Source organism: Caballeronia hypogeia (assembly GCF_001544875.2).
Taxonomy (GTDB): Bacteria; Pseudomonadota; Gammaproteobacteria; order Burkholderiales; family Burkholderiaceae; genus Caballeronia; species Caballeronia hypogeia.
On record NZ_FCOA02000001.1, the window covers coordinates 247,591 to 271,933 of the forward strand.

Sequence of the window (24,343 nt, forward strand, 5' to 3'; positions counted from 1 at the left end):
CTTCCGGACACAGACAAACGCATGGAACCGACGCCAATCATCACCTCGCCGCTCACGCCCGAAGATTTCGCGGCTCTGGCCCGCGCGAAGGAATCGCTGGAAAGCCCATCGCTGACGATGAAACTCGCGAGCGTCGTCGGCGCGCCCATCGAAAAGCTGATGGGGCGGCTGCCTTCCGCCGCGCAGGAAAAAGTCGACGACGCGACGCAGCTCGCGCTGAAGAAATGTCTGCAGGTCGCGCTGCGCACGCTCGGCAAGAGCGCGCCGTCCGATTCGCTGCTCGCGCCGCCGCCCGACAAGCCGCACAATCTGATGCACAAGCTCGCCGTCGCGACCACGGGCGCGGCGGGCGGCGCGTTCGGACTGTTCGCGTTGCCGGTCGAATTGCCCGTCACGACGACGCTGATGTTCCGCTCGATCTGCGATATCGCCCGCAGCGAGGGCGAAGACGTGCATCGCGTGGAGGCGCAGTTGCAATGCATGATGGTGCTCGGCATGGGCGGCACCAAGGCCAGCGACGACAACGCCGATCTCGGCTATTTCATCGTGCGCGGGGCGCTCGCGCAGTCGGTATCGAAGGCGACGAACGAAATCGCCGCCAAGGGACTGGGCAGTCACGGCTCCACCGCCCTGCTCAAGTTCCTGCAGACGATTGCGTCGCGGTTTTCGGTGCAGGTCAGCGAACAGGTCGCGGCGAAATCCATTCCGGCGATCGGCGCGGTGCTCGGCGCGATGGTCAACACGGTGTTCATCGACCACTTTCAGCAGATGGCGCACGGACACTTCACCGTGCGCCGGCTCGAGCGGCGCTATGGGGCGTCGGCGGTCGAACGCGCGTATCAGACGATCGAGGTGATGGGCGGACGCTGATTTTCACGCGACGACGTCATCGCGACGATAAACGCCGCCGCCTGGGCCAACGCGCGATTCGCCTCGGGCATGAACGGCGCCCAGATCTGGAAGATGTGGGGCACGCCGGGCCAGATTTCCAGTTCGGCGCGCACGCCCGCCGCACGCGCCTTTTTTGCGACGCGGGTGCAATCGTCGAGCAATAGTTCTGTGTCGCCGGCTTGGATCAGAAGCGGGGGCAGGCCCTCGAAGCGGCCGAATAGCGGGGATGCGTAGGGATGGTGCGCATCGGCTTGTCCGAGATACTGCGCGGCGACGCGCGGAAACACCGATGCGTGGTACATCGGATCGCGGCCCTCGTTGGTTCGCATCGATTCGCCGCTGCAGGTGAGGTCCGTCCACGGCGAGAAGAGAACCGCCGCCGCAGGAAGCGGGTCACCGGCGTCTCGAAGCGCGAGCAATGTCGCCAGCGCGAGGCCTCCGCCCGCCGAGTCGCCAGCCAGCGCGATCGATTGCGCATCGACACCATCGGCCAGCAGGCGACGGTAGGCCGCCACGCTGTCGTCGAGCGCGGCGGGAAAGCGATGCTCGGGAGCCAGGCGATAGTCGAGCGAAAATACCGCGGCGTTCGCACGCGAAGCCAGCGCGAACGTGATCGCGCGATGACTGCGCGGCGAGCAGAAGTAGTAACCGCCGCCGTGCAGATAGAGAATGGTCGCGCGGCGCGGCGCGTCCGGAATCAGCCACTCGCCGCTTTCGTCGCGCGTATCGAGCCGCCAGCCTCGCGGCACGCCAGGCGACCAGATTCGACGCGACGCATAGGCGCGCGCCAGTTCGACATCGATTTCCGGCTTTGCCGTGTGGGGACGCACGCGCTTGCGCAGCAGCCAGCACGCGAGAGCGCTTTGCCAGCTCATCGCCGGACCATCCGTTGCGCCTGCATCAATTCGCCGGCAGCACCTGACCGCGTATCTCGCCGGTCGGATTTTCCTGCGTGTGGATGTTGAAATACCACTGGCCCTGCATGAGATCGGTCACCTGTTGATCGGTCAACGTGGTCTGCCCTTTCATCGGGCTCGAGAGCGCGTTCTTTTCTATCGGCACCTGCACTTTCGCGTTCTGTCCCACCGGCGCGGGACCGTGGAAATGAGCCATGGTCACCGGGCCGGACAGTTCTGCGTAGGTCGCGGTCCAGGAGAGGACTTTGGTGTCGGTGTCGAACGTCGCATCGAGTTCGCCGTGGCCCTTGCTCACGCGCGGCGGAACTTCGCTCGACGGCTGGAGGCTGGCTTTGAGCTTGACCATATCGGCGAACGATGCCGTCGGTGCCAGCAACGCCAGCCATGCGAGCAGCGCGCCTGCCGCCCGGCGGACGTGGGATGTGCGTGCCGAAACCATGCTTGACTCTCCAGTGTTTGTGCGACGCCAGACCGATGAGGCAGCCGATACGCCGGCTGCTTCCGGCATGGTAGTGCATTCGCATGATTGGCGTTTTTGGTGGCGCATGAACGCCAAAAGGGCGCCTTGCGGCGCCCTTTTGGGTTACTACCTTGTTACTGGCTGCGTCAGACGCAGACCGCTTTAGAAGCGGTGACGGATACCCGTCGTGACCAGAACTTGACGGCCGCTGGACGAAGCCGTGCTGAATCCGCCGATGCGGGCGGTCGGGTACTCACCCTTGTCGAGGCCGCTGGCGAGCTGCACCACGCCTTCAGCATAGATGTCGGTGCGCTTCGACAGCGCGTAGTCGGTTTGCAAACCGAACTGGTGGTAGCGCACGATATTCGAGCCGTCACCGCCGCCGTACGTTACCTTCGAAAGCGTGAACGTGTACGCAGCACCGATCGCGAGGGCCGGCGTCAGAGCGTAGCGACCGTTCACTTCGATATTGTTGTCGACGACCTTGCCGTCGACCGAATTCGCGTCTTGGCGAACTTGCGACCAGAGACCACCGAACGTCACTGCACCGATCGAATAGCTAGCGCCGGCGCCAAACGTGCGGAGACGAAGATCGTTCACATTGGCTAAAGAAGTATATCCATTGGCAAAGCTGATCGTCGGGCTGCCGCCAGTGATCGCGCCTGCGCCGTTGCTATTGGCGCCGTTCGATTGCGTGTAAGCAGCGCCGGCTTTCAACGGACCATTGGCATACCCAACGCCTGCGCTGTACGCACGGTTCGCTGCAAAGCTGCCTGCTGTGTTCGAGAACGCATACGAACCGCCGAACGTCAGGCCGCTGTAGTTCGCGCTCTGGAACTTGACCGAATTGTTGAGACGGAATGCATCGCCGTTCAGGTTGTCGAGGTTACCCGGGTGAGCGAAGTACGTACCGCCCCACGTGCCGGTCGCGCTGACCGGGCCGAGGTAATCCGTCACAGAATCGGTTTGCTTACCGAGCGTGACCGTACCGAAGCCGCTCGACAGACCAACGAACGCCTGACGACCGAACATGCTGTTGCTGCCGCCGAGGCTCGAACCGTTCGCCACGTCAAAACCGCTCTCCAACGTGAAGATTGCCTTCATGCCGCCGCCGAGGTCTTCAGCACCACGCAGGCCCCAACGGCTCATCTGCACGTTGCCGCCGTTCATGCCGAACTGGCTGGACTTCATCGTTCCGCTACCGGCCGGCGACTGAACGTTGTTCACGTACGTCAGACCTGCGTCGACCAGACCGTACAACGTCACGCTGCTTTGCGCGCTTGCAGCCGTCGCGAACGATGCGACCAGCGTTGCCACTGCCACGCCGATTAGATTCTTTTTCATAGGTGTTCCTTTGAGTGAGTCTTGCGACCCGGGGGTTGCTTCAGGCTGAGCGCTCATCAGCGGAGCTACTTCATTACTCGCTTGGCGCAGCACCGATATTCGGCAGGACCAAGTTTATTGCCCGGTCTTTTTGAGAAACTGACACGGCAAGCACAAAAGGCTTTTCGACTTATTCGAAAAGTGCAATTTCAAGACGGGAAAACGCCTAAGCCGCGTGGACTTACCTGCGGCAGAGCAGATGACGAAGGATGGTGTCGCGATGGTTCAGTTGCAAACATGCGACAGTGGTCCCAGCGATACAGATGCGCGGGTTAAGAGCACTCCGATTCAGATATGCCCAAATTCACTTTAAAGTCGCGCACGCGAGTCAAAACAAGGTCACTCGCATCGAAATACAGGGCGTTCTTAAATCGCCAGTCGAGTCGCAATCCTAATGAATCAACTTCAAGCGATGCGCGTCTTCATGAAGGTGGCGGAAACCGAGTCGTTCGGCCGCGCCGCTGCCGCGCTCGATCTGTCCAACGCCGTGGTGACGCGCTACGTCTCCCTGCTGGAAACGCATCTCAACGCGCGCCTTCTCAACCGGACCACGCGCAGCGTCTCGCTGACGGAAGCCGGGCGCGCCTACGCCGATGGCTGTCGAGCCGTCATCGAGCAGATCGAAGCGATGGAAGCATCGGTGGCGAACAGTTCGATAGACCCGTCCGGAACGCTCAAACTCGTGGCATCGGCGTCCTTCTCGCTGCTCGGGCTCACGCCTATGTTGCGTGCGTTTCGTGAACGCTATCCGGACGTCAAGTTGCGCCTGACTCTGCTGCATCGTCCGGTCGATCTCGTCGCTGAAGGTTTTGACGTCGGCATCGTCGTGCCTCAACTGGTCACCAGCGGCATGCTGATCAACCGGCCGCTTCTCAAGGTTTCGGCCGTCCTGGTGGCCTCACCGGATTACTTGTCGCAACGCGGCACGCCCGCTCACCCCGCCTCGCTGGCGGCGCACGATTTCCTTGCGCCCGCAGCGGACGTGCACGGGTCCACTTGGTCGTTCGTCGGGAGTTCGGGTACGTCGGAAAGCGTCGTGCTCGATCCGGCATATATGGTGAACAGTTCACACATGCTTCGGCAGGCCGCCTTGTCCGGAATGGGTGTGGCTGCGTTGCCCGAGAGCTACGTGACCCGGGACATCGAAACGGGCGCGCTCGTGCGGCTACTGCCCGGTTACGCTCTAGAGGACGCCGACAAGGAAGTGTCCATCGTCTATCCGGGACGCAGGCACGTGTCGGCCAAGACGCGATGTTTCGTCGACTTCGCCCTGACCTATTTCCGCGGCAGCGAAGCGGCGGCTGTAAGCATCGACCCTTCTTCGGACTGACAAGGCCACGAACGGCGACGCCGCGGAAGAGCGCGGCGTCGCCGTTCGTCCCGCTAAAGAATCGTGGCTCCCTGCGCGTCGATGCGCTCGACGAGCTGCTCGCATCGCGCGATCAGTTCGAGACCCTCACGCTGGCGCGCCTCGCGCGTCTTCAAATGCAGGTCGCGCCTGAATTCTTCCAGTGCCTCCAGCAGCGGCCGATACTGCAAAACGCTGGCCGCGCCGAACACGCGATGATGCCAGTCGCGCAGATCGTCGACCGTACCGCGATCCAGCAGCCGGCGCAGCGCCACGAGATCGTCGCGGAACGACGACACGAACGCGTCCAGCAAGGCTCTGACGGTCGCCTCGCTGCCCCAGAGTTGCGCCATGGCGCCGAGATCGAGTTCGTCATCGTCTCTCTGCGGATCGAGCGTCGTGGCATGCGGCTGCGTCTGGGCCTCGGGCAACGCACTGTCCGCCACCCACCAGCGATTCAGATGCTCGCGCAAGGTGGCGAGCCGCGTCGGCTTCACGAGGCAATCGTCCATGCCGGCCTCGCGGCACCTGCGCAACTCGTCAGGCGCGGTGCTCGCCGTGATACCGAGTATCGGCAGCCGGCGCGGGGAATCGGCTTCATCCGCCCGCAGGCGACGCGCGAGTTCGTAGCCGGTCATGTTGGGCATATGGCAATCGGTGATCAGAAAGCCGTAGCGCGTGTCGCCGAGCGCCGCGAGCGCTTCGACGCCATCGTGCACGACATCGCAGGCGAAGCCGAGCAGCGAGAGCTGGTGACGGATCAGCTCCTGATTCACCGGATGATCTTCGGCTACGAGCACGAGCTTGCCGCTGCGTAACGCGTCTTCCCGGTCCGGCGCCGCCATCTTCGTTTCGTGGCCGAGCACGGCGCGCGCAGCGATCTGGGGCATGCCGGTCATCGCCGCGACGCAAGCCGCGCCGAGTCCGTGCCATGAGATCGGATTGACGCTGACGCGGATGTCGTCTTCGAGAATGCGGTAGCCGGTCGGCTTCGGCTTCTCGGTCAGGTGGATCACGCGCGAACCCAACGGCCTGTCGCTCTTGTGTGCGTCGCTCAGAAAAACGATATCGACGTCCGCAAACGACCGAGGCGCGAGCAACGCGATTTCCTTCGGCCGACGGCGCTGCAGCTCGAGGCCGAGCGCCGCGCCGTAATGCATGAGTGCTTCCGCTACACGGTCATCGTCGATCGCGACGATGCCGCGCTTGCCGCGCAGACCTTCGATCTGGTATTGCAAGGTCTCGAGAGGCATGCTGAGCCGGACGGTCATTGCCGTGCCCACGCCGATCGCGCTTGCCAGACTCATTTCGCCACCCATCAGTTCGACGAGACGATTGCAGATCGTGAGTCCGAGACCGGTGCCGCCGAAGCGCCGTGTGGTAGATGTCTCCGCCTGCACGAACGGCTCGAAAAGACTCTGCTGAGCCTCGGCGGCAATGCCGATGCCGGTGTCCTTCACGCAGAGTTCGATGACCGGCTCCGCCCCGGAGTCCTCCACCGCCCGCACCTCGAGCGCCACCTCACCCTTGATCGTGAACTTGATGGCGTTGCTCATCAGGTTGAAGAGAACCTGCCTGAGGCGCACGCTGTCGCCTCGAACGCTCGCGGGCACTTCCGGCGCGACGTCGACGCGCAGGCGCAAGCCCTTCTCGTGCGCGCGTCCGGCGAGCAGGCCGACCGCGTTGTCGACCAGTTCGCGCAGGTCGATCGGCGTCGATTCGATTGTCAGCCGGCCGGCCTCGATCTTCGAATAGTCGAGGAGGTCATCGAGGATTTGCAGTAACGCGCTCGCGGAATCCTGGATCATGCCGAGCATCTGCGACTGGTCCGGATTCAACGGCGTGTTCTCGAGCACCTCGACGAGCCCCAGCACACCGTTCATTGGCGTGCGGATTTCGTGGCTCATCATGGCGAGGAAGTCGTCCTTGGCGCGCGATGCGGCTTCGGCCGCGTCCCGCGCACGAGCGAGCTCTTCCGAACGCGCGTGGTCGAAGCTGGCATCCGCCCAATAGCCGCTCCACACCACCGCGCCGTCGTCCTCGCGGTGCGCGACGAGATCGGCGCGAATCCACCGCGTGACGCCTTCGATCGTGGAGCGAAATTCCGTGTGCAGCGGCTCGAGCGTGCGCGCCGAAGTTTCAATCTCGCGCAGCAGACGTGCATTGTCTTCAGCATGGACATGCGTCAACGCGTGAATCGGATCGTCCGCGAGCGCGACGACGCCCAGGCCGAGCAACTGGCGCGTGTCGCCATCGATATACGGAAGGCTGTAATTGCCGTCGCTCGCGCGGCGCAGCTGGAACACGACCGCGGGCAGCGAACGTGTGACGTCGTGGAGCCGGCGCTCGGTCTGCCGCGCCCGGGTCTCCGCATCGCGAATATCGGTGATGTCGATCATCGTGCCGACGACGCCCGCACGCTCGCCGTTCGACGCCGCGAACGCTCCGGTCCAGAAAAGGCCGCTGCGCGGGCGGTTCTCGTTGTCGCTGAATTCCGTTTCGATTTCCTGTCGCTCGCCGGTTGCAAGCGTCGCGCTGGTCAGGTCGTGGAGCACGCGACTCTGTTCCGCGCCCCACGCCGCGACTTCCAGGCTCGTGCGCCCGATGATGTCCTCGCGCCGCACGTTGAGCGCCTCTTCGAAGGCCCGGTTCACAGCGATATAGCGGTTATCCATGTCTTTCGCGACAAGCGGATACGGCACCACCTCCATCATGGTTTGCTGGAAACTGAGTTGAGTGCCGAGGCGCTGTTCGGTATCCATGCGCCGTCCCATCTCCTGTTGCAACCTGATGAACGCGCGAAGCGTCACGAAGAGCACGGCGGCAATGCAGATCAGTGCGGGCAGCAATCGTTGCAGCGGGATATTCCAACCAGTCGCGTCCGGCGGCGCAGCCCCGGCAACGCTCGACGCTGGTTCTGCGGACTGCGCGACTGCCCGCTTGAGCAGCAGGTCCAGCGGGTGCAATTCGGAACGTAACGCATAGTTGAGGCGTCCGGAGCGGCTCTCGGCGACGATCATGTCGACTTCGCCGAGCTGGAAGGCCGTGGCAGCGCGCGCCCAGTCGTCGAAGGGTTTCTGATCGAAGGTCACGCCCAGCAAGCGCTCGATCTGTCCGAGTGCGATTCGCGGGGACTCGGGCGAAGCATCGGCCGAATGGACGGGCGTCCCGATCACGCCCACCACGATCGGCCTCAGCGCCCGCAAGTAGTTGCGTGCCGGTTCATCGAGTTCGAAAGCCGGAGCCGTGTCGTTAGATTTGGCGCTCACGGTCGCGGCGGGTTGCGACGTGTCGATGAGCGTATCAGGCGGGGCCGCGCGGCAGCAAAGCGGCGCGGCGAGGCTGAGAAGCAGCAAGCCGCGGACGAACAATGATCTCAAAATGAACCTCTCGAAAGCGGGCGACGTGTGCAACGACAGTTGCTTCGCCAAGCAGGGCACGCCCGCGGACGCCGGTTTCGCCACGATTCGAGTCAAGTCGAATCTTCACGAAGCATCGTGCTTGCCTCTCGGGTGCAGAGGCTTCGAGTCTGATCCGCATTCCGTTGAGACCGAATCAGAATGGTCCCAAATCACTCCGAGATAGAAGCGCCCCTAAAAGAACGCGAGTCGCTTCAGACCAATCCGACTTGCTGAAAAAAAGCGACGAGTTCGGCCTCGGAATCGAGTCCGAGCTTGCGCATGCCACTTCGCTTCTGCGTGGCGATTGTCTTGCGGCTCCGTCCGAAGTGTTTCGCAATTTCATGCACCAGGAGACCACTGGCATACAGTTGAAACACTTCCCATTCGCGCCGGCTCAGTACGCCTGCGCGCGCGGGCGACGTGCTCGGCAGCTGACTCACCTCTGTTTCGACGCGCGGCGAGAGAAAGCAGCCACCCGCCTCTGCCACGCGGATCGCCTCGCTCAGGCACAGGAGTCCGTCACGCTTGTCGATCACGCCGTCGAGTCCGAGCCGGACAAGCCCGGCCAGCAAGCGCGTCTGTGAAATCATCGTGAGTACGATGACCTTCGGTCGCGTCACCTGCCATGTGAGTCGCCTAAGGAATGCGATCGAATTGCTTTCGCCGTCGATGCCTCGCATGCCTATATCGGAGAAGATGTAATCGCACGGCGTGGCGCTTACCGCCTCAGCAAGCTCTGCCGTGTCGCCTGCAGTGGCGACGACTTTCACTGAGCCATCCCTTTCCAGAAAGCTCTTAACTCCCTTGATGACAACCGGATGGTCGTCCGCCACGATCGCTAGCTTGGGCGCCTTTTTTTTCATTATTTGTTGGGCGTGTTATTGAGAAAGTCGGCACACTTCTGTCTTTCAATTGACTGAACGTTGTCTCATGGTCCGGCCTCGAATGAATAAGCGTTAGCAGCGCGGCGCACTCCGCTCAGATCAAACCGCTGTCGGAAATGAACCGATACAGGTCCGCGTCAGTCGACAGATCCAGCTTGCGCATGGCCGCGCACTTCTGGGCGCTGATCGTCTTCACGCTACGATCCAGATCCTTCGCGATTTCGGTGACGTTCGCGCCTCTCGCATAGCGCTCGATCACTTCGAGCTCGCGAGTCGTGAGCCTTTGGCGAATGAACCGTGCATGGCTTTCGCCGTCTGCGAGAGCGACCGCACGCCGTATAGCCGGTCCCAAGTAGGTTTCGTTCGCGATCACGGACACGATAGCCACGTAAATCAGATCCAGCCGGTCTTCCTTGCTCAAGAACGCATGCGCCCCGGCTTCTAGTGCCTGCTTCACCAGTGAGGCGTCGCCGTTGCATGACACGACGACCACCCGGACTTCCGGGAAGTGACTCGCCACGTACTTGATCAACTCGACGCCGTCGCCGTAGCGTCCACCCGGCATGAAGAAGTCCATGATGACGACATCGCATTCGCCACGTTCGAGTGCCTCGATGAGGTGTGTCGAGTTCGCGCTGCGGCTGACGACCTCCACGTTGGGAAAATTCCCCGAGAATCGCTCGATCGCGAGGATGACGAGCGGATGATCATCTGCTATCGCCAGTCTTGTGCGTTTAGTGTGCGAGAACACCCGGCTCCCGTTCTCGAAATCCATTGACTCAAACCCCTTCGCGTCACGCGAAACTGAATTCACATTCACGATTGAACTGTAAGCATCGGATACCGAAACATTTAAATACATAAGATGCATCCGAAACAAAAAAATAGTACAAAATACTCAACCTAGTCCGCGAGCGCGGACGAAGGCAAACAGACCCGGGTCGTTCCTCACGCCGAGCTTATTCATGGCATCGCGCTTCTGACGGCTGATCGTGCGGACATCGCGATCGAGCTCTCTCGCGATTTCCGTAATCGAACGGCCCTTGGCGAACAAGCGGACGACCTCAATCTCCCTCGGAGAAAGGCGCGGCTCCTCCGGTGAAAAATCCGTCTCCGTTCCGGCCTCCGCGAGCGCCGTGACGAACGACGCGCTGACGAACTGGCGTCCGACACTCGCGTGACGCACCGCAGTCGCCACCAGCTCGATCGGCTCCGCCTTGTTGACGAGGCTGATCGCGCCCGCGTTTAGGATGGAACGCAGAATCGCCACGTTGCTCACGCTGGTAAGCACGACAATGCTGGTATTCGGGTAATCCTGCCGCACCTTGCGAATCAGACGCAGCCCATCATGGGCGTCGACTCCCGGCTCCGGCATGGCGAAATCCGTGACCAGCACATCGCACGGCTTGACGGCAAGCTCGCTCAGCAAAGAGCTTGCATTGTTCGCCTCACCGACAACTTCCACGCCGTGGTCGGCGTCGAAGAGCGCTTTCATTCCTAGGAGAACGAAAGGATGATCGTCAGCCAGAACTATTCGAAGTTTCAAGAGCCCCCCGGTTATTGTGTGGTTATTTGCGATTTCTGCTCATTGAGACACGCGCCGGCTGAAAGACTAAATCTCAAGCCGAAGCGCCTGACCAAGCCATTGACCAACCGAATTTCGTTTACCAGAATCCGCTAAACGGACGCCCGAATAAATTCCGAATCAATGACGACGAGCAGATAAATGTTTCTCTTTATATTCTCTTTGAATAGCTACTTTAAAAATAGGATGCGAATAATTCGCATACCATAGGAAATATCCGATTACCCTTCGATGATCCAGCTCGGCGACACTTATTCATCCCGTGTCCGTCACAACGCTTGAGAGGTTAATATGCCCGAGCAGGAAAAGGGGGAAGCGCGCGGCACAATTCGGAAAGCGCCTTGCCAGGACAAAAAAAATAGGCCTCGGGCTAATAGCCCGAGGCCTATTTATCTAAATCGTCGCAGTTTGATCAAAAAGGAATATCGTCGTCCATGTCGTCGAAGCCACCGCCAGCGGGTGCGCTCGGACGGCTCGAACCGCCGCCTGCGCCGCCGCCACTCGGACGACCGCCTGCCGGGGCGCGCCCACCACCGCCACCGGAGCGATCCATCGGGGCGCTACGGCTGTAACCGCCGTCATCGCCACCGCCCATACTCGCGCCGCCTCGCCCGCCGAGCATTTGCATCTGGTCGGCGACGATCTCCGTCGAATAACGCTCCTGCCCCTGCTGATCGGTCCATTTGCGGGTGCGGATGCGGCCTTCGATATACACCGACGAGCCCTTCTTCAAATACTCGTTGACGATTTCCGCGAGCCGCCCGAAGAACGCCACGCGGTGCCACTCCGTGAGTTCCTTGAATTCGCCGGATGCCTTGTCCTTGTAACGGTCCGTCGTCGCCAGACGGATGTTGGCCACGGCGTCGCCGCTCGGGAGGTAGCGCGTTTCCGGGTCAGCGCCCAGATTGCCCACGAGAATGACCTTGTTGACTGATGCCATGATTTCTCCGGTAGATTCGTTGCTTGCGTTCAGCCGCGCGACGTCATGAGCCCGCTCCTGCTTGACCCGCAGGAGTCGAGCCGGCCGCGTCGCGCCTGCTTGTTTCGTTGGTTCAAAAAATTACTCAGGCCGCACGCCCAGCCCGGCCCGGCGGCGGCTTCATCCATGCCGCGACGAGGAGCCACGCGAGCACCAGTGCCGAGCAGGCGAAGAACACCGCGCTCGGCCCGTCGAGCTTCAGCAGCCAGCCGCCGATCACTCCGCCGAGCGCGAGGCCGATCGACTGCGTCGTGTTGTACACGCCCGCTGCCGCGCCCTTTCTGGTGCCCGGAGCGAGCTTCGACACCAGCGAGGGCTGCGAAGCCTCCAGCACGTTGAAGCCGAGAAAGTACACGAACAGAATGGCGGCCACGGACCACAGCGTATGGGGAGCGGCGCCCAATAACAACTGTCCGATCAGGATAAGCCCGATCGCACTCAGCATGACGCTCTTCATTTTTCCACGTTTCTCCGCGACGATGATCGCCGGCACCATCATCACGAAAGCGAGCGCCATTACGGGCAGGTAAACCTTCCAGTGCGACGCCACCGGCAGTCCGCCCGCCTCGAGAATGCGCGGCACGACGAGGAACAGCGCGGTCTGGGTCGCGTGCAGCACGAGCACGCCGAAGTTCAGGCGCAGCAACTCGACGTTATGCAGCACTTCGGCGAACGGCGCCTTGACGTGGACCGGATGCGCAGGCGGGTCGGGCACGATCCAGAACACCACGCCGATCGCGAGAATCGACAGCGCGCCGATCACCGCGAACAGTCCGCTCATGCCGACCCAGTGGAACACGATCGGCGCGCCGACGATCGCCACCGCGAACGACACGCCGATGCTGCCGCCGACCATCGCCATCGCTTTGGTGCGGTTTTCCTCGTGCGTCAGGTCCGCGATAAACGCGATCACCGCCGACGACACCGCGCCCATACCCTGAATCACGCGCCCTGCGATGATCCACGCCATCGAATGTCCGATCGCCGCGACGAAGCTGCCGATCGCGAATACCAGCAGACCGAACGCGATGACCGGCTTGCGCCCGAGCTTGTCGGAGACCCAGCCGTAGAAGATGTAGAGCATCGACTGCGTGACGCCGTAGGCGCCGAGCGCGATGCCGACGAGCAGCACGTTATCGCCGCCGGGGATCGTTTTCGCGTAGATGGAAAACACGGGCATGATCATGAACAGCCCGAGCATGCGCAGCGCGAAGATGGCGGCGAGCGACACGGTCGCGCGCAACTCCGGCGCGGAGAGACGTGTTGACGTGGCAGACGGATTGGACATCAGAAACGGGAAAAGGATGAGGGACGCGTCAGGCCTGGCCCGCGGATAGCCAGGCGCGGCCGCCTTGTTCTTGCTCGAATCGGCACTATATGGAACGCAGGGGCTGGCGTGCCGCAACTCTGGCCGCGCATGCCGCGCCGCGCATCTGCATCGGGGTTGCAAGGGCCCGCGCCGGCCGCGCGATGCGCCTGCGGCCCGCCTGCAACCTCATGGGCCCGGGCGCTGCGACCTTCAAAAATCGTTATAGTAGCAGGTTTGGCCCCCTCTCTTTCCGCCCGGCGACGCCCATATGACGTGCCGGAGCAGAAGAAAGCAGCGCCGAAAACACCCGAAGAACCCCGGAATAAACTCGTGGAAGAAATTCGCATTCGTGGGGCTCGCACCCACAATCTGAAGAACGTCAGTCTCGACTTGCCGCGCCACAAGCTGATCGTGATCACGGGGCTGTCCGGGTCGGGCAAGTCGTCGCTCGCGTTCGACACGCTGTACGCGGAAGGCCAGCGGCGCTACGTCGAAAGTCTTTCGGCCTACGCGCGCCAATTCCTGCAATTGATGGAAAAGCCGGACGTCGATCTGATCGAAGGTTTGTCGCCGGCCATTTCCATCGAACAAAAAGCGACTTCCCATAATCCGCGCTCGACCGTCGGCACGGTCACGGAAATCCACGACTATCTGCGCCTGCTTTACGCACGCGTCGGTACGCCATATTGCCCGGATCACCTGATTCCGCTGGAGGCGCAAAGCGTCTCGCAAATGGTCGACGCGGCGCTCGCGCTGCCCGAAGAAACCAAGCTGATGATCCTCGCGCCCGTCGTCGCGGACCGCAAGGGCGAACACGTCGAATTGTTCGAGGAAATGCAGGCGCAGGGTTTCATCCGCTTTCGCATCCGGTCGGGCGGCGGCACGGCGAACGAAGGCGTCGCGAAAATCTACGAAGTCGACTCGCTGCCAAAGCTGAAGAAAACCGACAAGCACACCATCGACGTCGTGATCGACCGCCTGAAAGTGCGGCCGGACATGAAGCAGCGACTCGCGGAGTCGTTCGAAACCGCACTGCGCCTGGCCGACGGCCGCGCGATCGCGCTCGAAATGGACACAGAGAAGGAAAAGCTCTTCAGCTCGAAGTTCGCCTGCCCGATCTGTTCGTATTCGCTGCAGGAACTGGAGCCGCGCCTGTTCTCCTTCAATAATCCGATGGGCGCGTGTCCCGAATGCGACGGCCTAGGTCAGATTACCTTCTTCGATCCGAAGCGCGTGGTCGCGCATCCGTCGCTGTCGCTCGCGGCGGGCGCGGTGAAGGGCTGGGACCGGCGCAACCAGTTCTATTTCCAGATGCTGCAGAGTCTCGCGGCGTTCTACGAATTCGACATCGATGTGCCGTTCGAGGAACTCCCCGAAAAGGTGCGCAAGATCCTCCTGTACGGCTCGGGCAAGCAGTCCATTCCCTTCTCGTACATCAACGAGCGCGGGCGCGCATCGGTGCGCGAACATGCGTTCGAAGGGATCATCCCGAATCTGGAGCGGCGCTACCGCGAGACGGATTCGTCCGCTGTGCGCGAGGAACTGGCGAAATACCAGAATAATCAGCCCTGCCCGGCGTGCGAAGGCACACGTCTGCGGCGCGAGGCGCGTTTCGTGAAAGTCGGCGCGGAGGATCAGGCGCGCGGCATTTACGAAATCAGCGGCTGGCCGCTGCGCGACGCGCTCGGCTATTTTCAGACGCTTCGTCTGGAAGGCGCGAAGGGTGAAATCGCCGACAAGGTCATCAAGGAAATTGTCGCGCGGCTGTCGTTTCTGAATAACGTCGGGCTGGACTATCTGTCGCTGGAACGCAGCGCCGAGACGCTTTCCGGCGGCGAGGCGCAGCGCATCCGCCTCGCATCGCAGATCGGCTCGGGGCTGACCGGCGTCATGTACGTGCTGGACGAACCGTCCATCGGACTGCATCAGCGCGACAACGACCGGCTCATCGACACGCTCAAGCATCTGCGCGATATCGGCAATTCCGTGATCGTCGTCGAGCACGACGAGGACATGATCCGCATGGCCGATTACGTCGTCGACATGGGACCGGGCGCGGGCGAGCACGGCGGCGTGGTCGTCGCGCAGGGCACGCCGGCCCAGGTGCAGAAGGACAAGAACTCGATCACCGGCCAGTATCTGTCCGGCAAGCGGATCATCAGCTACCCGGCCGAGCGCGCCGCGCCGGACGAGCGCCGGCTCCGTATCGTCGAAGCGCACGGCAACAATCTCAAGCGTGTCACGCTCGATCTGCCGGTCGGACTTCTCACCTGCGTGACGGGGGTATCGGGCTCGGGCAAGTCGACGCTCATCAACGACACGCTGCAGCATGCCGTGGCGCAGCATCTGTACGGTTCGGCGGCTGAGCCCGCGCCGTACGAGTCGATCGAAGGGCTGGAGCACTTCGACAAGGTGATCGCCGTCGATCAGTCGCCGATCGGCCGCACGCCGCGCTCGAATCCGGCCACCTACACCGGACTGTTCACGCCCATCCGCGAACTGTTCGCGGGCGTGCCGGCGGCGAAGGAGCGCGGTTACGATCCTGGCCGCTTCTCGTTCAACGTGAAGGGCGGACGCTGCGAAGCCTGTCAGGGCGACGGCGTGCTGAAGGTGGAAATGCACTTCCTGCCGGACGTCTACGTGCCCTGTGACGTCTGTCACGGCAAGCGCTACAACCGCGAAACCCTCGAAGTGCAGTACAAGGGCAAGAACATCAGCGAGGTTCTGGACCTTACAGTCGAATCCGCGCACGAGTTCTTCAAGGCCGTGCCGGTGGTCGCGCGCAAGCTGAAAACGCTGCTGGATGTCGGCCTCGGCTATATCCGGCTGGGCCAGTCGGCCACCACGCTGTCGGGCGGCGAGGCCCAGCGCGTCAAGCTTTCACTGGAACTGAGCAAGCGCGATACGGGTCGGACGCTGTATATCCTCGACGAGCCGACCACCGGTCTGCACTTCCACGACATCGCACTTTTGCTGGAAGTTATTCATCGGCTGCGAGATCAGGGTAATACTGTCGTAATCATCGAGCATAATCTCGACGTGATCAAAACCGCCGACTGGGTCATCGACCTCGGTCCGGAAGGCGGCGCGGGCGGCGGGCAGATAATCGCCCAGGGGACGCCCGAGCAGGTCGCGAAATCGAAGGCGAGCTTTACCGGCAGATACCTGGCACCTTTGCTGCAACGAGCGAAATCGGCGGCCTGAACGGCAGTCCAGAACCCGGCGGCAAGACCGGGCATCAGGCACCGCAGCCGGACTGTCAAAACACGCCGCGCGCGTCGCGGCACGAATAACGTCGCAAGCAGTTGGGGAAAGGAACGCAGTCATGGCGAAGCGCAACGAAGCGGCCAATGAGGAAGGGCGAGTACGGGATCTGCCCACCCGTCACGTCCGGCTGACGAGCGACATGAGCTTGCCGAAGCTGTCCGCGGTGGAGATCGGCAGCTATCTCCTCGCACTCCTGGCGCTGTACCTCACGCTCAGGCTGCAACTGCTCGGCGGGCTTCTGGCCGGCATGCTGGTGTTTCAGCTCACCCACATGATCGCGCCGGTGATCGAGCGTCACGTCATGAGCCGCGGCGCGCGGCTCATTGCGGTCGGGCTGATTTCGGCGATCATCGTCGGCGGGCTGACGGGCGCGACCATCGCCACCATCGAACATTTCGAGCACGACTTCCCGAGCCTGCAAAAACTGCTCGACCAGTTGATGAGCATCACGTCCAGCGCGCGTCTGTCCGTGCCCGACTGGATCGCGAATTACCTGCCGGTCGATACCGTGCAGATGAAGGACAAAGCCACCGAACTGATGCACAAGCACGCCGAAATGCTGCAGCAGGGCGGCAAGGAAATGGCCCGCGGCTTCGGGCATATCGTGATCGGCATGATCGTCGGCGCGATCATCGCGGTCAGCGCGCCGCGTGCGACGCATCACCGTCTTCCGCTCTCCACCGCGCTCGTCGCGCGCGTGTCGCGGTTCTCCGACGCCTTCCGTCGCATCGTCTTCGCGCAGATCAAGATTTCCGCGATCAATGCCACATTCACCGCGCTTTACCTGCTCGTCGCGCTGCCGCTGTTCCACGAAAAGCTGCCGCTCTCGAAAACGCTGGTGCTGATCACGTTCATCGTCGGGCTGATGCCGGTGATCGGCAATCTGATCTCGAACACGATCATCGTCGGGATTTCGCTGTCGGTGTCGTTCGGCACGGCGGTCGCGTCGCTCGCGTTCCTGATCCTGATCCACAAGCTCGAATATTTCCTGAACGCGCGCATTATCGGCGGACAGATCGAGGCGCGCGCGTGGGAATTGCTGCTGGCGATGCTCGCGATGGAAGCCGCGTTCGGCGTTCCCGGCGTGATCGCCGCGCCGATTTTCTACGGCTATATCAAGCGCGAGCTGGTTTATTTGCGGCTGGTCTGATTCAGCCGCACTTCAGAAACGAAAACGCCCGCTTGCGCGGGCGTTCGTGCGTCTGGAGAACGCTTTAACGGAACACGACCGTCTTGTGCCCGTTCAGCAAAATGCGATGCTCCGCGTGCCATTTCACCGCGCGCGCGAGCGTCACGCATTCGACGTCGCGGCCGATCGCGGTGAGCTGCTCCGGCGTCATGTTGTGATCCACGCGCTCCACTTCCTGCTCGATGATCGGACCTTCGTCCAGATCCGACGTCACATAGTGCGCGGTCGCGCCGATCAGCTTCACGCCGCGGTCGAAGGCCTGATAGTACGGCTTCGCGCCCTTGAAGCTCGGCAGAAACGAATGATGGATGTTGATCGCGCGGCCGGCGAGCTTCTCGCACATGTCCGCCGAAAGAATCTGCATGTAACGCGCGAGCACGACGAGATCGGCGTTGCTCTGATCGACGATTTCCATCACGCGCGCTTCCTGCGCCGCCTTCGCTTCGGGCGTCGCCTTCAGAAGCGGCAGGTGATGAAACGGAATGTCATAGCTCGCGGCGAGCTGATAAAAATCCTTGTGGTTCGAGACGATCGCCGGAATCTCGATCTGCAACTGACCCGTGCGATAGCGGAACAGCAGATCGTTCAGGCAGTGCCCGATCTTCGACACCATGATGACCACACGCGGCTTCACCGATGCATCGTGCAGTTCCCAGCGCATGCCGAATTCGTCCGCGAGTTCGGTGAAGGACTGGCTCAGCGCGGCAACGCCCGGATCGCCGCCGACCTGTTGAAAATGCACCCGCATGAAGAACTCGCCGGTGCGGCTGTCGCCGAACTGCGCGGAGTCGAGAATATTGGCGCCGAGATTGAACAGGAAACCGGACACGGCATGGACGATTCCCGGACGATCCGGGCACGACAACTTCAGATAAAAGCTATGTTCGGTCGACATGACCAATCCTCGTTCGTTCTTTGATATTCAGATTTGCGGCGCTTCGTAGAGCGCGCCGATGCCCTCGCACGCGTCCTCGTCGATCCACTGGCGGCGCAGCATGCAGTCGAGCGTCGCGAGACTGGCATCGACGGTGAGCTTGCCCTCCTCGATCCAGCGCGCCACCTCTTCGATGCGCGCGAGCCGGTGCTCGCCGACTTCGCCGTCCTGATTGCGCGGCGCGAAATCGGGCGGCAGCGAGACGTCGTAGACGAAGATCTGCTCGGCCTGCGTGCCTTCGGGCAGCGATTGCAGCACATGAAAGGTGCGGCCGCGCTCGGCGGTTCGGGCGAGATCGGCGCTCATGCCGGCTTCTTCCCAGCATTCCTTCACGAGCGTCGGCATGAGTTCCAGCCCCCAGCCGATGCCGCCCGCCACGATGTTGTCGAGCATGCCGGGATCGGTCGCCTTGGTGTCGCTGCGGCGCGCGATCCACAACTCCGGCGCTTTATCCCGATATTTTACGATGCCGTTCAGGTGCACCGCGTAGGTCATCGTGCCGAAGAAGCGCGAGGCCGCGCGCTCGATGAACGCGAGCGGCGCGGCGTCGAAGTCGTTTCGGATCGCGTAGGTTTCATCGCGCCAGCCGGGGATTTTGCCCTCGGCGTACAGCGCGCCGATGACCGCGCCGAGCGCGGCGCTGCGCGAGTTCACGTCGCCGAGCGATGCGTGCAGGCGCACCGATGCGTCGTCGATCACGAACACGTCGGGCCAGCGGCGCAACGCGTTCAAGTCGGCGAACCGAATCCAGCCGACGCGCTCGTCGCCGATGAAAAACGGTGCATGCGCGGCGGCGTCGAACCTGCGCGCGGCGGAGATAGCGGGCAATGTCATGCGCCAGACCTCAGTCGCGCAGCGCGACGCGAATGCCGAGCGCGATGAAGGTCATGCCCGCGAGCCGGTCCATCCACACGCCCAGACGCGGGCGGCGCTTCAGCCACGCGCCGATCATGCCCGCGCCGAAGCCGAACATCGAAAAGACGACGATCGTCTGGAGCATGAACACGCCGCCCAGCTCGAACATCTGCAGCATGACGCTCTGCGCGCCGTGCGGATCGACGAACTGCGGCAGGAACACGATGAAGAACAGCGTGACCTTCGGATTCAGCATGTTGCCGATCACGCTTTGCCGGAACACGGTGGTAAGCGGCTGGCTCGGGCGCGCGTGCGCGGTCGCGAGACCGTGACTGCGCAGCGCCTTGATGCCGATCCACACGAGATACGCCGCGCCCGCGAGCTTCACGGCCTGAAACGCCACCGGCGACGAGCGCAGCAGCGCAGCAATGCCGAGCGCGGCGAGCGTCGTATGAAAGATCACACCGAACGCGAAGCCGAACGCGGCGACCACGCCCGCGAGCCGTCCTTGCGAGATGCCGCGCGCGAGCACTTGCAAGTTGTCCGGGCCGGGAGCGACGGTGATCGCGATGGACGCAGCGAGAAAGAGCAGGAAGTTGGGCATGTCAATGTCCACCGAATTCGCACACGGTATAAAGCGGCACGCCGTTTTCGCGCAAGAGCTTCGAGCCGCCGAGATCCGGCAGATCGATGATCGCCGCCGCTTCGACCACTTCGGCGCCGAGCCGCTCCAGCAGGATCTTGCCGGCCATCATCGTGCCGCCGGTCGCGACCAGATCGTCGACGATCACGACGCGATCGCCCGGCTTGCACGCATCCTCGTGAATCTCGACGGTCGCGCGGCCGTACTCCAGCTCATACGACTGTTCGAGCGTCTTGTACGGCAGCTTGCCCTTCTTGCGGATCGGCACGAAACCGAGACTCAGCTCGTACGCGAGAATCGGCCCGATGATGAAACCGCGCGCGTCCATTCCGGCGATCACGTTGATGTTTTCATCGATATAGCGCTGCACGAACAGGTCGATCAGCATGCGCAGCGCGCGGCGATCCTGCAGGATCGTCGTGATGTCGCGGAACTGCACGCCGGCCTGCGGCCAGTTCTCGACGGTGCGCACGCGCTCCTTGATGAAACGCGCGGCGTCGAGCTGAGCGTTCGAAGGGGAAATGGACATGACTTCTCCGGAGTCCGCGCCGTGAGGCCGCGCGTTCGCCTTGGTGACAAAAGAGGAAACTACGCCGCCCGGCGATTGCGCGAGAGCCGTTCCTCGGCTTGCGCCAATATTTCGGGCAGGCCGCGCAGCACGACGATATCGTTCGCGCGCAGCTTGGTTTCGGGATCGGGTGCAACGCCTCGGATGCCGTGGCGCCGGATCGCTGTCACCTCGACACCATTGCCGACGAGCCCGAGATCGTCGAGCGAATGCCCGACCGCCTCGGAATTCGCGTCGATCGGTACGGATTGTAGCCGGACCTGCTCGTGACCATCGTCGTCGTCGGCATCATCGGCGCCGTGGAAATAGCCGCGCAAGAGGCTGTAGCGCGCGTCGCGCATCTCTTCGACGCGCCGCACGACGCGGCGCATCGGCACGCCCATCAGGACCAGCGTGTGCGAGGCCAGCATCAGACTCCCCTCGACGATCTCCGGAATCACTTCCGTGGCACCGGCGGCGGTGAGCTTTTCGAGATCGGCGTCATCGACCGTGCGCACGATCACCGGCAAGGTCGGCGCGAGCTCGTGAATGTTGTGCAGCACGCGCATCGCGGACGGGGTGTTGGCATAGGTGATCGCGACCGTCGCCGCGCGATGCAAACCCGCCGCGAGCAGCGATTCGCGCCGCCCGGCGTCACCGAACACGACCGATTCGCCGGCCGCCGCAGCCGCCTGAACGCGGTCCGGGTCCAGGTCGAGCGCCACGTAGGAAATGCCCTCCTGCTCAAGCATGCGCGCGAGGTTCTGCCCGGCGCGCCCGTAGCCGCAGATGATCACGTGGCCGCTCTGCTTCAGGCTCTGCGTGGCGATCTTGGTCATCTGCAGCGATTGCAGCATCCATTCCGTCGACGAAAGCCGCAGCACGATCCGGTCCGCGTTCTGGATGATGAACGGTGCGGCGAGCATGGAAAGCAGCATCGCGGAGAGAATCGCCTGCAGCACGACCGAGTTGACGAGATGCGAATCCAGAATCAGGTTCAGCAGCACGAAGCCGAATTCGCCCGCCTGCGCGAGCCCGAGACCCGTGCGCATCGCGACGCCCTGAGGCGCGCCGAACGCACGGGCGAGCGCGGTGATCATCACGGCCTTGAGCAGGATCGGCACGATGAAGAAACCGAGCACCAGAAACGGATGTTCCCAGATCACGCGCGGATTGAGCAGCATGCCGGTGGTCACGAAGAACAACCCCAGCAGCACGTCGCGGAACGGCTTGATGTCCTCTTCCACCTGATGCCGGTAAGGCGTCTCCGCGATCAGCATGCCCGCGATGAACGCACCGAGCGCAAGCGAAAGTCCGAATTTGTCGGTGATGAACGCGGCGCCCAGGGTCACGAGCAGCAGGTTCAGCATGAACAGCTCTTGCGAGCGCCGCCGCGCGACCAGATCGAACCAGCGCGTCATGAACTTCTGGCCGATGAACAGCAGCACGGTCAACGCGACGACGATCTTCACCGCGGCGATGCCGAGCCACATTGCCAGCTGCGACGAATTGCCGTTGCCGAACGCCGCGATGATGATCAGCAGCGGCACCACGGCCAGATCCTGGAACAACAGCACGCCGAAGATATTGCGCCCGTGCTCCGACTCGAGTTCGAGCCGCTCGGCGAGCAGCTTGCTGACGATGGCCGTCGACGACATGGAAAGCGCGCCGCCCAACGCGAAGCTCGCCTGCCACGACATGCTGGTCCAGAAGTTCGCGATCCAGCCGAAGATCATCGCCAGCGCGATGGTCGCGCCGACCTGGCTCGCGCCCAGCCCGAACACGATGCGCCGCATCGAGCGCAGTTTCGACAGCGAGAATTCGAGCCCGATGGAGAACATCAGGAAAACGACGCCGAATTCGGCGAGATGCTGCGCGCGCTCGGGATCCGGCGCGATGCCCGCGGCATTCGGCCCCACGATGATGCCGACCGCCAGATAGCCGAGCATCGGCGGCAGATTCAAAAAACGGAAAATGACGACGCCCGCCACCGAACAGAGCAGCAACAACAGCGTCATTTCAAGCGGAGAGGTCATCCGTCTAGCGTCCTCGTTCGTCAGCGTTCCGGCGCGCGTCAGGAGCGCGGCGGCATCTTGAAAAAGCCCTTGACGACAGGGCCCGCGGGGGCGGATAGGCGGCGGCGCGCCAGCCTCCGTGCGGGGCGGCTCAGAATCGCCTTTGCTATACTCCGCGAATGATAGCGAAAATCAATGGCGACCGGGCACTGGCGCTGGCTCGCGGTGTAATCCAGATCGAAGCCGACGCGGTTCGCGGGCTCTCCGAACTTCTCGACGAAAACTTCACGAATGCGGTCGAAACGCTGCTTGGCTGTCGCGGCCGGGTGGTCGTTTCGGGCATCGGCAAGTCGGGACACGTCGCGCGCAAATTCGCCGCGACGCTCGCGAGCACGGGCACGCCCGCGTTCTTCGTACATCCGGCCGAAGCGAGCCACGGCGACCTCGGCATGGTCACTTCCGACGACATTTTCATCGCGCTGTCGAATTCAGGCGAAACGGAAGAGCTCGTCGCCATTCTGCCGCTCATCAAGCGTCTCGGCGCCAAGCTTATCGCGATTACCGGGCGTCCCGAATCCAGTCTCGCGCAGCTCGCGGACATGCACCTGAACGCGCGCGTCGAAAAGGAAGCGTGCCCGATGAACCTCGCGCCGACGGCCAGCACGACCGCCGCGATGGCGCTCGGAGACGCGCTCGCCGTCGCCGTGCTCGACGCGCGCGGCTTCGGCCCGGACGACTTCGCGCGCTCGCATCCGGGCGGCGCGCTGGGCCGCCGCCTGCTCACTTATGTACGCGACGTGATGCGCGTCGGCGACGAAATTCCCGTGGTGCCGCTCTCGGCGACGGTTTCGGACGCGCTCTTCCAGATCACCGACAAGCGCATGGGCATGACCGCCGTGATCGACGACAATCGCCACGTGCTGGGCATCTTCACGGACGGCGACCTGCGCCGCGTGCTGCAGGGCGACGGCGATTTCCGCGCGCTGAAACTCGCCGATGTAATGACGCGTAACCCGCGCACGATCGCGCCGGACCATCTCGCGGTCGAAGCGGTGGAACTGATGGAGCGTTATCGCATCAATCAGATGCTGGTCGTCGACGCCGACTCGACGCTGATCGGCGCACTCAACATGCACGACCTCTTCTCCAAGAAGGTGATCTGATGGCGCAAAAGCCTCCCTCCGGCACGCCGGCGCTGCCCGCCACGGCCACGGCCGCTGAGCGCGCGAGCCGCGTCCGGCTGATGATTTTCGACATCGACGGCGTCTTCACCGACGGCAGCCTTTACTTCACGGCCGAAGGCGACACGATGAAGTCGTTCAATTCGCTCGACGGCCACGGCGTCAAGATGCTGCAGTCCGTCGGCATCCAGACGGCGATCATCACCGGGCGGCAGTCCGGCATCGTCGCGGCGCGCGCGCGCGAGCTGGGCATCACGCATCTATATCAGGGCGTCGAAAACAAGAACGACGCCTTTCTGACATTGCTCGAGAAGATCGGTATTTCGTCCGCCGAATGCGGTTACATGGGCGACGACTGGCCCGATCTCTGCGTAATGCGTCAATGTGGCTTCGCCACCGCGCCGGCGAACTCGCATCCGGAAGTGATCCAGCGCGCGCACTGGGTCGCCGAAGCACGTGGCGGCCACGGCGCCGTGCGCGAAGTCTGCGACGCGATCCTGCGCGCGCAACATCGCTACGACGAGCTGCTCGCCGCGGCGCTCGGAAGCTGACTCC

The 24,343-nt window shown here is 62.8% G+C and carries 20 protein-coding genes; 6 read left to right on the top strand and 14 right to left on the bottom strand.

The features are described 5' to 3' along the window. Positions 1 to 21: 21 nt before the first annotated feature. On the top strand, positions 22 to 870 hold the full coding sequence (locus AWB79_RS01090; RefSeq protein ID WP_061165527.1) for an EcsC family protein: 849 nt from the start codon (positions 22 to 24) through the stop codon (positions 868 to 870). Here the strand turns inward: AWB79_RS01090 and AWB79_RS01095 are convergent. From AWB79_RS01095 to AWB79_RS01105, 3 genes are all read right to left on the bottom strand, one after another. Further along, positions 840 to 1,766 (bottom strand): alpha/beta hydrolase, encoded by a 927-nt coding sequence (locus tag AWB79_RS01095; protein ID WP_061165528.1) that lies wholly within the window; start codon positions 1,764 to 1,766, stop codon positions 840 to 842. The two genes, AWB79_RS01090 and AWB79_RS01095, sit on opposite strands and share 31 nt — an antisense overlap. A 25-nt stretch (positions 1,767 to 1,791) precedes the next feature. After that, positions 1,792 to 2,154, bottom strand: a complete 363-nt coding sequence (locus AWB79_RS01100; RefSeq protein WP_374728518.1) for a CHRD domain-containing protein — start codon at positions 2,152 to 2,154, stop codon at positions 1,792 to 1,794. Between the two features lie 276 nt (positions 2,155 to 2,430). Beyond that, on the bottom strand, positions 2,431 to 3,612 hold the full coding sequence (locus AWB79_RS01105) for a porin (RefSeq protein ID WP_061165530.1): 1,182 nt from the start codon (positions 3,610 to 3,612) through the stop codon (positions 2,431 to 2,433). 433 nt (positions 3,613 to 4,045) lie between these two features. Here AWB79_RS01105 and AWB79_RS01110 point away from each other — a divergent pair, with 433 nt between their 5' ends. Then, a complete protein-coding gene (locus tag AWB79_RS01110; protein ID WP_061165531.1) occupies positions 4,046 to 4,981 on the top strand; it encodes a LysR family transcriptional regulator in 936 nt (311 codons plus the stop codon). Positions 4,982 to 5,034: 53 nt separating this feature from the next. Here AWB79_RS01110 and AWB79_RS01115 read toward each other — a convergent pair whose 3' ends face one another. The 6 genes from AWB79_RS01115 to AWB79_RS01140 all read right to left on the bottom strand — a co-directional run bounded on the left by AWB79_RS01115 (position 5,035) and on the right by AWB79_RS01140 (position 13,136). Then, positions 5,035 to 8,268, bottom strand: coding sequence for an ATP-binding protein (locus tag AWB79_RS01115; protein ID WP_232470782.1), 3,234 nt, complete (start codon positions 8,266 to 8,268; stop codon positions 5,035 to 5,037). Between the two features lie 344 nt (positions 8,269 to 8,612). Then, positions 8,613 to 9,263: a response regulator gene (locus AWB79_RS01120; protein WP_061165532.1), complete on the bottom strand. Its 651-nt coding sequence runs from the start codon at positions 9,261 to 9,263 to the stop codon at positions 8,613 to 8,615. Between the two features lie 115 nt (positions 9,264 to 9,378). Continuing rightward, on the bottom strand, positions 9,379 to 10,059 hold the full coding sequence (locus tag AWB79_RS01125) for a response regulator (protein WP_061165533.1): 681 nt from the start codon (positions 10,057 to 10,059) through the stop codon (positions 9,379 to 9,381). Positions 10,060 to 10,182: 123 nt separating this feature from the next. Continuing rightward, complete coding sequence (locus AWB79_RS01130) at positions 10,183 to 10,818, bottom strand: response regulator (protein WP_082862253.1); 636 nt, start codon at positions 10,816 to 10,818, stop codon at positions 10,183 to 10,185. A gap of 463 nt (positions 10,819 to 11,281) precedes the next feature. Continuing rightward, complete coding sequence (locus tag AWB79_RS01135) at positions 11,282 to 11,809, bottom strand: single-stranded DNA-binding protein (RefSeq protein WP_061165535.1); 528 nt, start codon at positions 11,807 to 11,809, stop codon at positions 11,282 to 11,284. 124 nt (positions 11,810 to 11,933) lie between these two features. Next, complete coding sequence (locus AWB79_RS01140) at positions 11,934 to 13,136, bottom strand: MFS transporter (protein WP_061165536.1); 1,203 nt, start codon at positions 13,134 to 13,136, stop codon at positions 11,934 to 11,936. Between the two features lie 351 nt (positions 13,137 to 13,487). Between AWB79_RS01140 and uvrA the strand changes: the two genes are divergently transcribed. Both uvrA and AWB79_RS01150 read left to right on the top strand, forming a co-directional pair. Then, positions 13,488 to 16,361 (top strand): excinuclease ABC subunit UvrA, encoded by a 2,874-nt coding sequence (gene uvrA, locus AWB79_RS01145; RefSeq protein WP_061165916.1) that lies wholly within the window; start codon positions 13,488 to 13,490, stop codon positions 16,359 to 16,361. A gap of 121 nt (positions 16,362 to 16,482) precedes the next feature. Continuing rightward, a complete protein-coding gene (locus tag AWB79_RS01150; protein WP_061165537.1) occupies positions 16,483 to 17,574 on the top strand; it encodes an AI-2E family transporter in 1,092 nt (363 codons plus the stop codon). A gap of 64 nt (positions 17,575 to 17,638) precedes the next feature. Here the strand turns inward: AWB79_RS01150 and purU are convergent, their stop codons facing one another. Genes purU through AWB79_RS01175 form a run of 5 tightly spaced genes read right to left on the bottom strand, consistent with a single transcriptional unit; the run spans position 17,639 to position 22,628 of the window. Then, complete coding sequence (purU, locus tag AWB79_RS01155) at positions 17,639 to 18,508, bottom strand: formyltetrahydrofolate deformylase (protein WP_061165538.1); 870 nt, start codon at positions 18,506 to 18,508, stop codon at positions 17,639 to 17,641. A gap of 27 nt (positions 18,509 to 18,535) precedes the next feature. After that, positions 18,536 to 19,381: an NUDIX hydrolase gene (locus AWB79_RS01160; RefSeq protein WP_061165539.1), complete on the bottom strand. Its 846-nt coding sequence runs from the start codon at positions 19,379 to 19,381 to the stop codon at positions 18,536 to 18,538. A 10-nt stretch (positions 19,382 to 19,391) separates the two neighbouring features. Next, complete coding sequence (locus AWB79_RS01165) at positions 19,392 to 20,006, bottom strand: LysE family translocator (RefSeq protein ID WP_061165540.1); 615 nt, start codon at positions 20,004 to 20,006, stop codon at positions 19,392 to 19,394. A gap of 1 nt (position 20,007) precedes the next feature. Further along, positions 20,008 to 20,574: an adenine phosphoribosyltransferase gene (locus AWB79_RS01170; RefSeq protein WP_061165541.1), complete on the bottom strand. Its 567-nt coding sequence runs from the start codon at positions 20,572 to 20,574 to the stop codon at positions 20,008 to 20,010. A gap of 59 nt (positions 20,575 to 20,633) precedes the next feature. After that, complete coding sequence (locus AWB79_RS01175; protein WP_061165542.1) at positions 20,634 to 22,628, bottom strand: monovalent cation:proton antiporter family protein; 1,995 nt, start codon at positions 22,626 to 22,628, stop codon at positions 20,634 to 20,636. A 158-nt stretch (positions 22,629 to 22,786) separates the two neighbouring features. On the opposite strand from AWB79_RS01175, the gene kdsD reads away from it, so the two are divergent. Together kdsD and AWB79_RS01185 are read left to right on the top strand one after the other, a co-directional pair. Beyond that, on the top strand, positions 22,787 to 23,770 hold the full coding sequence (gene kdsD, locus AWB79_RS01180) for an arabinose 5-phosphate isomerase KdsD (RefSeq protein ID WP_061165543.1): 984 nt from the start codon (positions 22,787 to 22,789) through the stop codon (positions 23,768 to 23,770). Further along, entirely contained in the window at positions 23,770 to 24,339 is a 570-nt protein-coding gene (locus tag AWB79_RS01185; protein ID WP_096031489.1) for a KdsC family phosphatase, read from the top strand. Before kdsD ends, AWB79_RS01185 begins: the two co-directional genes overlap by 1 nt. Positions 24,340 to 24,343 lie beyond the last annotated feature (4 nt).

Coding starts and splice junctions, on each gene's coding strand:
- AWB79_RS01170 (WP_061165541.1), bottom strand. CDS start 20,574: ATGTCCATTTCCCCTTCGAACGCTCAGCTCGACGCCGCGCGTTTCATC.
- AWB79_RS01110 (WP_061165531.1), top strand. CDS start 4,046: ATGAATCAACTTCAAGCGATGCGCGTCTTCATGAAGGTGGCGGAAACC.
- AWB79_RS01100 (WP_374728518.1), bottom strand. CDS start 2,154: ATGGTCAAGCTCAAAGCCAGCCTCCAGCCGTCGAGCGAAGTTCCGCCG.
- AWB79_RS01120 (WP_061165532.1), bottom strand. CDS start 9,263: ATGAAAAAAAAGGCGCCCAAGCTAGCGATCGTGGCGGACGACCATCCG.
- AWB79_RS01185 (WP_096031489.1), top strand. CDS start 23,770: ATGGCGCAAAAGCCTCCCTCCGGCACGCCGGCGCTGCCCGCCACGGCC.
- purU (WP_061165538.1), bottom strand. CDS start 18,508: ATGTCGACCGAACATAGCTTTTATCTGAAGTTGTCGTGCCCGGATCGT.
- AWB79_RS01090 (WP_061165527.1), top strand. CDS start 22: ATGGAACCGACGCCAATCATCACCTCGCCGCTCACGCCCGAAGATTTC.
- AWB79_RS01165 (WP_061165540.1), bottom strand. CDS start 20,006: ATGCCCAACTTCCTGCTCTTTCTCGCTGCGTCCATCGCGATCACCGTC.
- AWB79_RS01125 (WP_061165533.1), bottom strand. CDS start 10,059: ATGGATTTCGAGAACGGGAGCCGGGTGTTCTCGCACACTAAACGCACA.
- AWB79_RS01135 (WP_061165535.1), bottom strand. CDS start 11,809: ATGGCATCAGTCAACAAGGTCATTCTCGTGGGCAATCTGGGCGCTGAC.
- kdsD (WP_061165543.1), top strand. CDS start 22,787: ATGATAGCGAAAATCAATGGCGACCGGGCACTGGCGCTGGCTCGCGGT.
- AWB79_RS01140 (WP_061165536.1), bottom strand. CDS start 13,136: ATGTCCAATCCGTCTGCCACGTCAACACGTCTCTCCGCGCCGGAGTTG.
- AWB79_RS01105 (WP_061165530.1), bottom strand. CDS start 3,612: ATGAAAAAGAATCTAATCGGCGTGGCAGTGGCAACGCTGGTCGCATCG.
- AWB79_RS01150 (WP_061165537.1), top strand. CDS start 16,483: ATGGCGAAGCGCAACGAAGCGGCCAATGAGGAAGGGCGAGTACGGGAT.
- AWB79_RS01160 (WP_061165539.1), bottom strand. CDS start 19,381: ATGACATTGCCCGCTATCTCCGCCGCGCGCAGGTTCGACGCCGCCGCG.
- AWB79_RS01095 (WP_061165528.1), bottom strand. CDS start 1,766: ATGAGCTGGCAAAGCGCTCTCGCGTGCTGGCTGCTGCGCAAGCGCGTG.
- AWB79_RS01175 (WP_061165542.1), bottom strand. CDS start 22,628: ATGACCTCTCCGCTTGAAATGACGCTGTTGTTGCTGCTCTGTTCGGTG.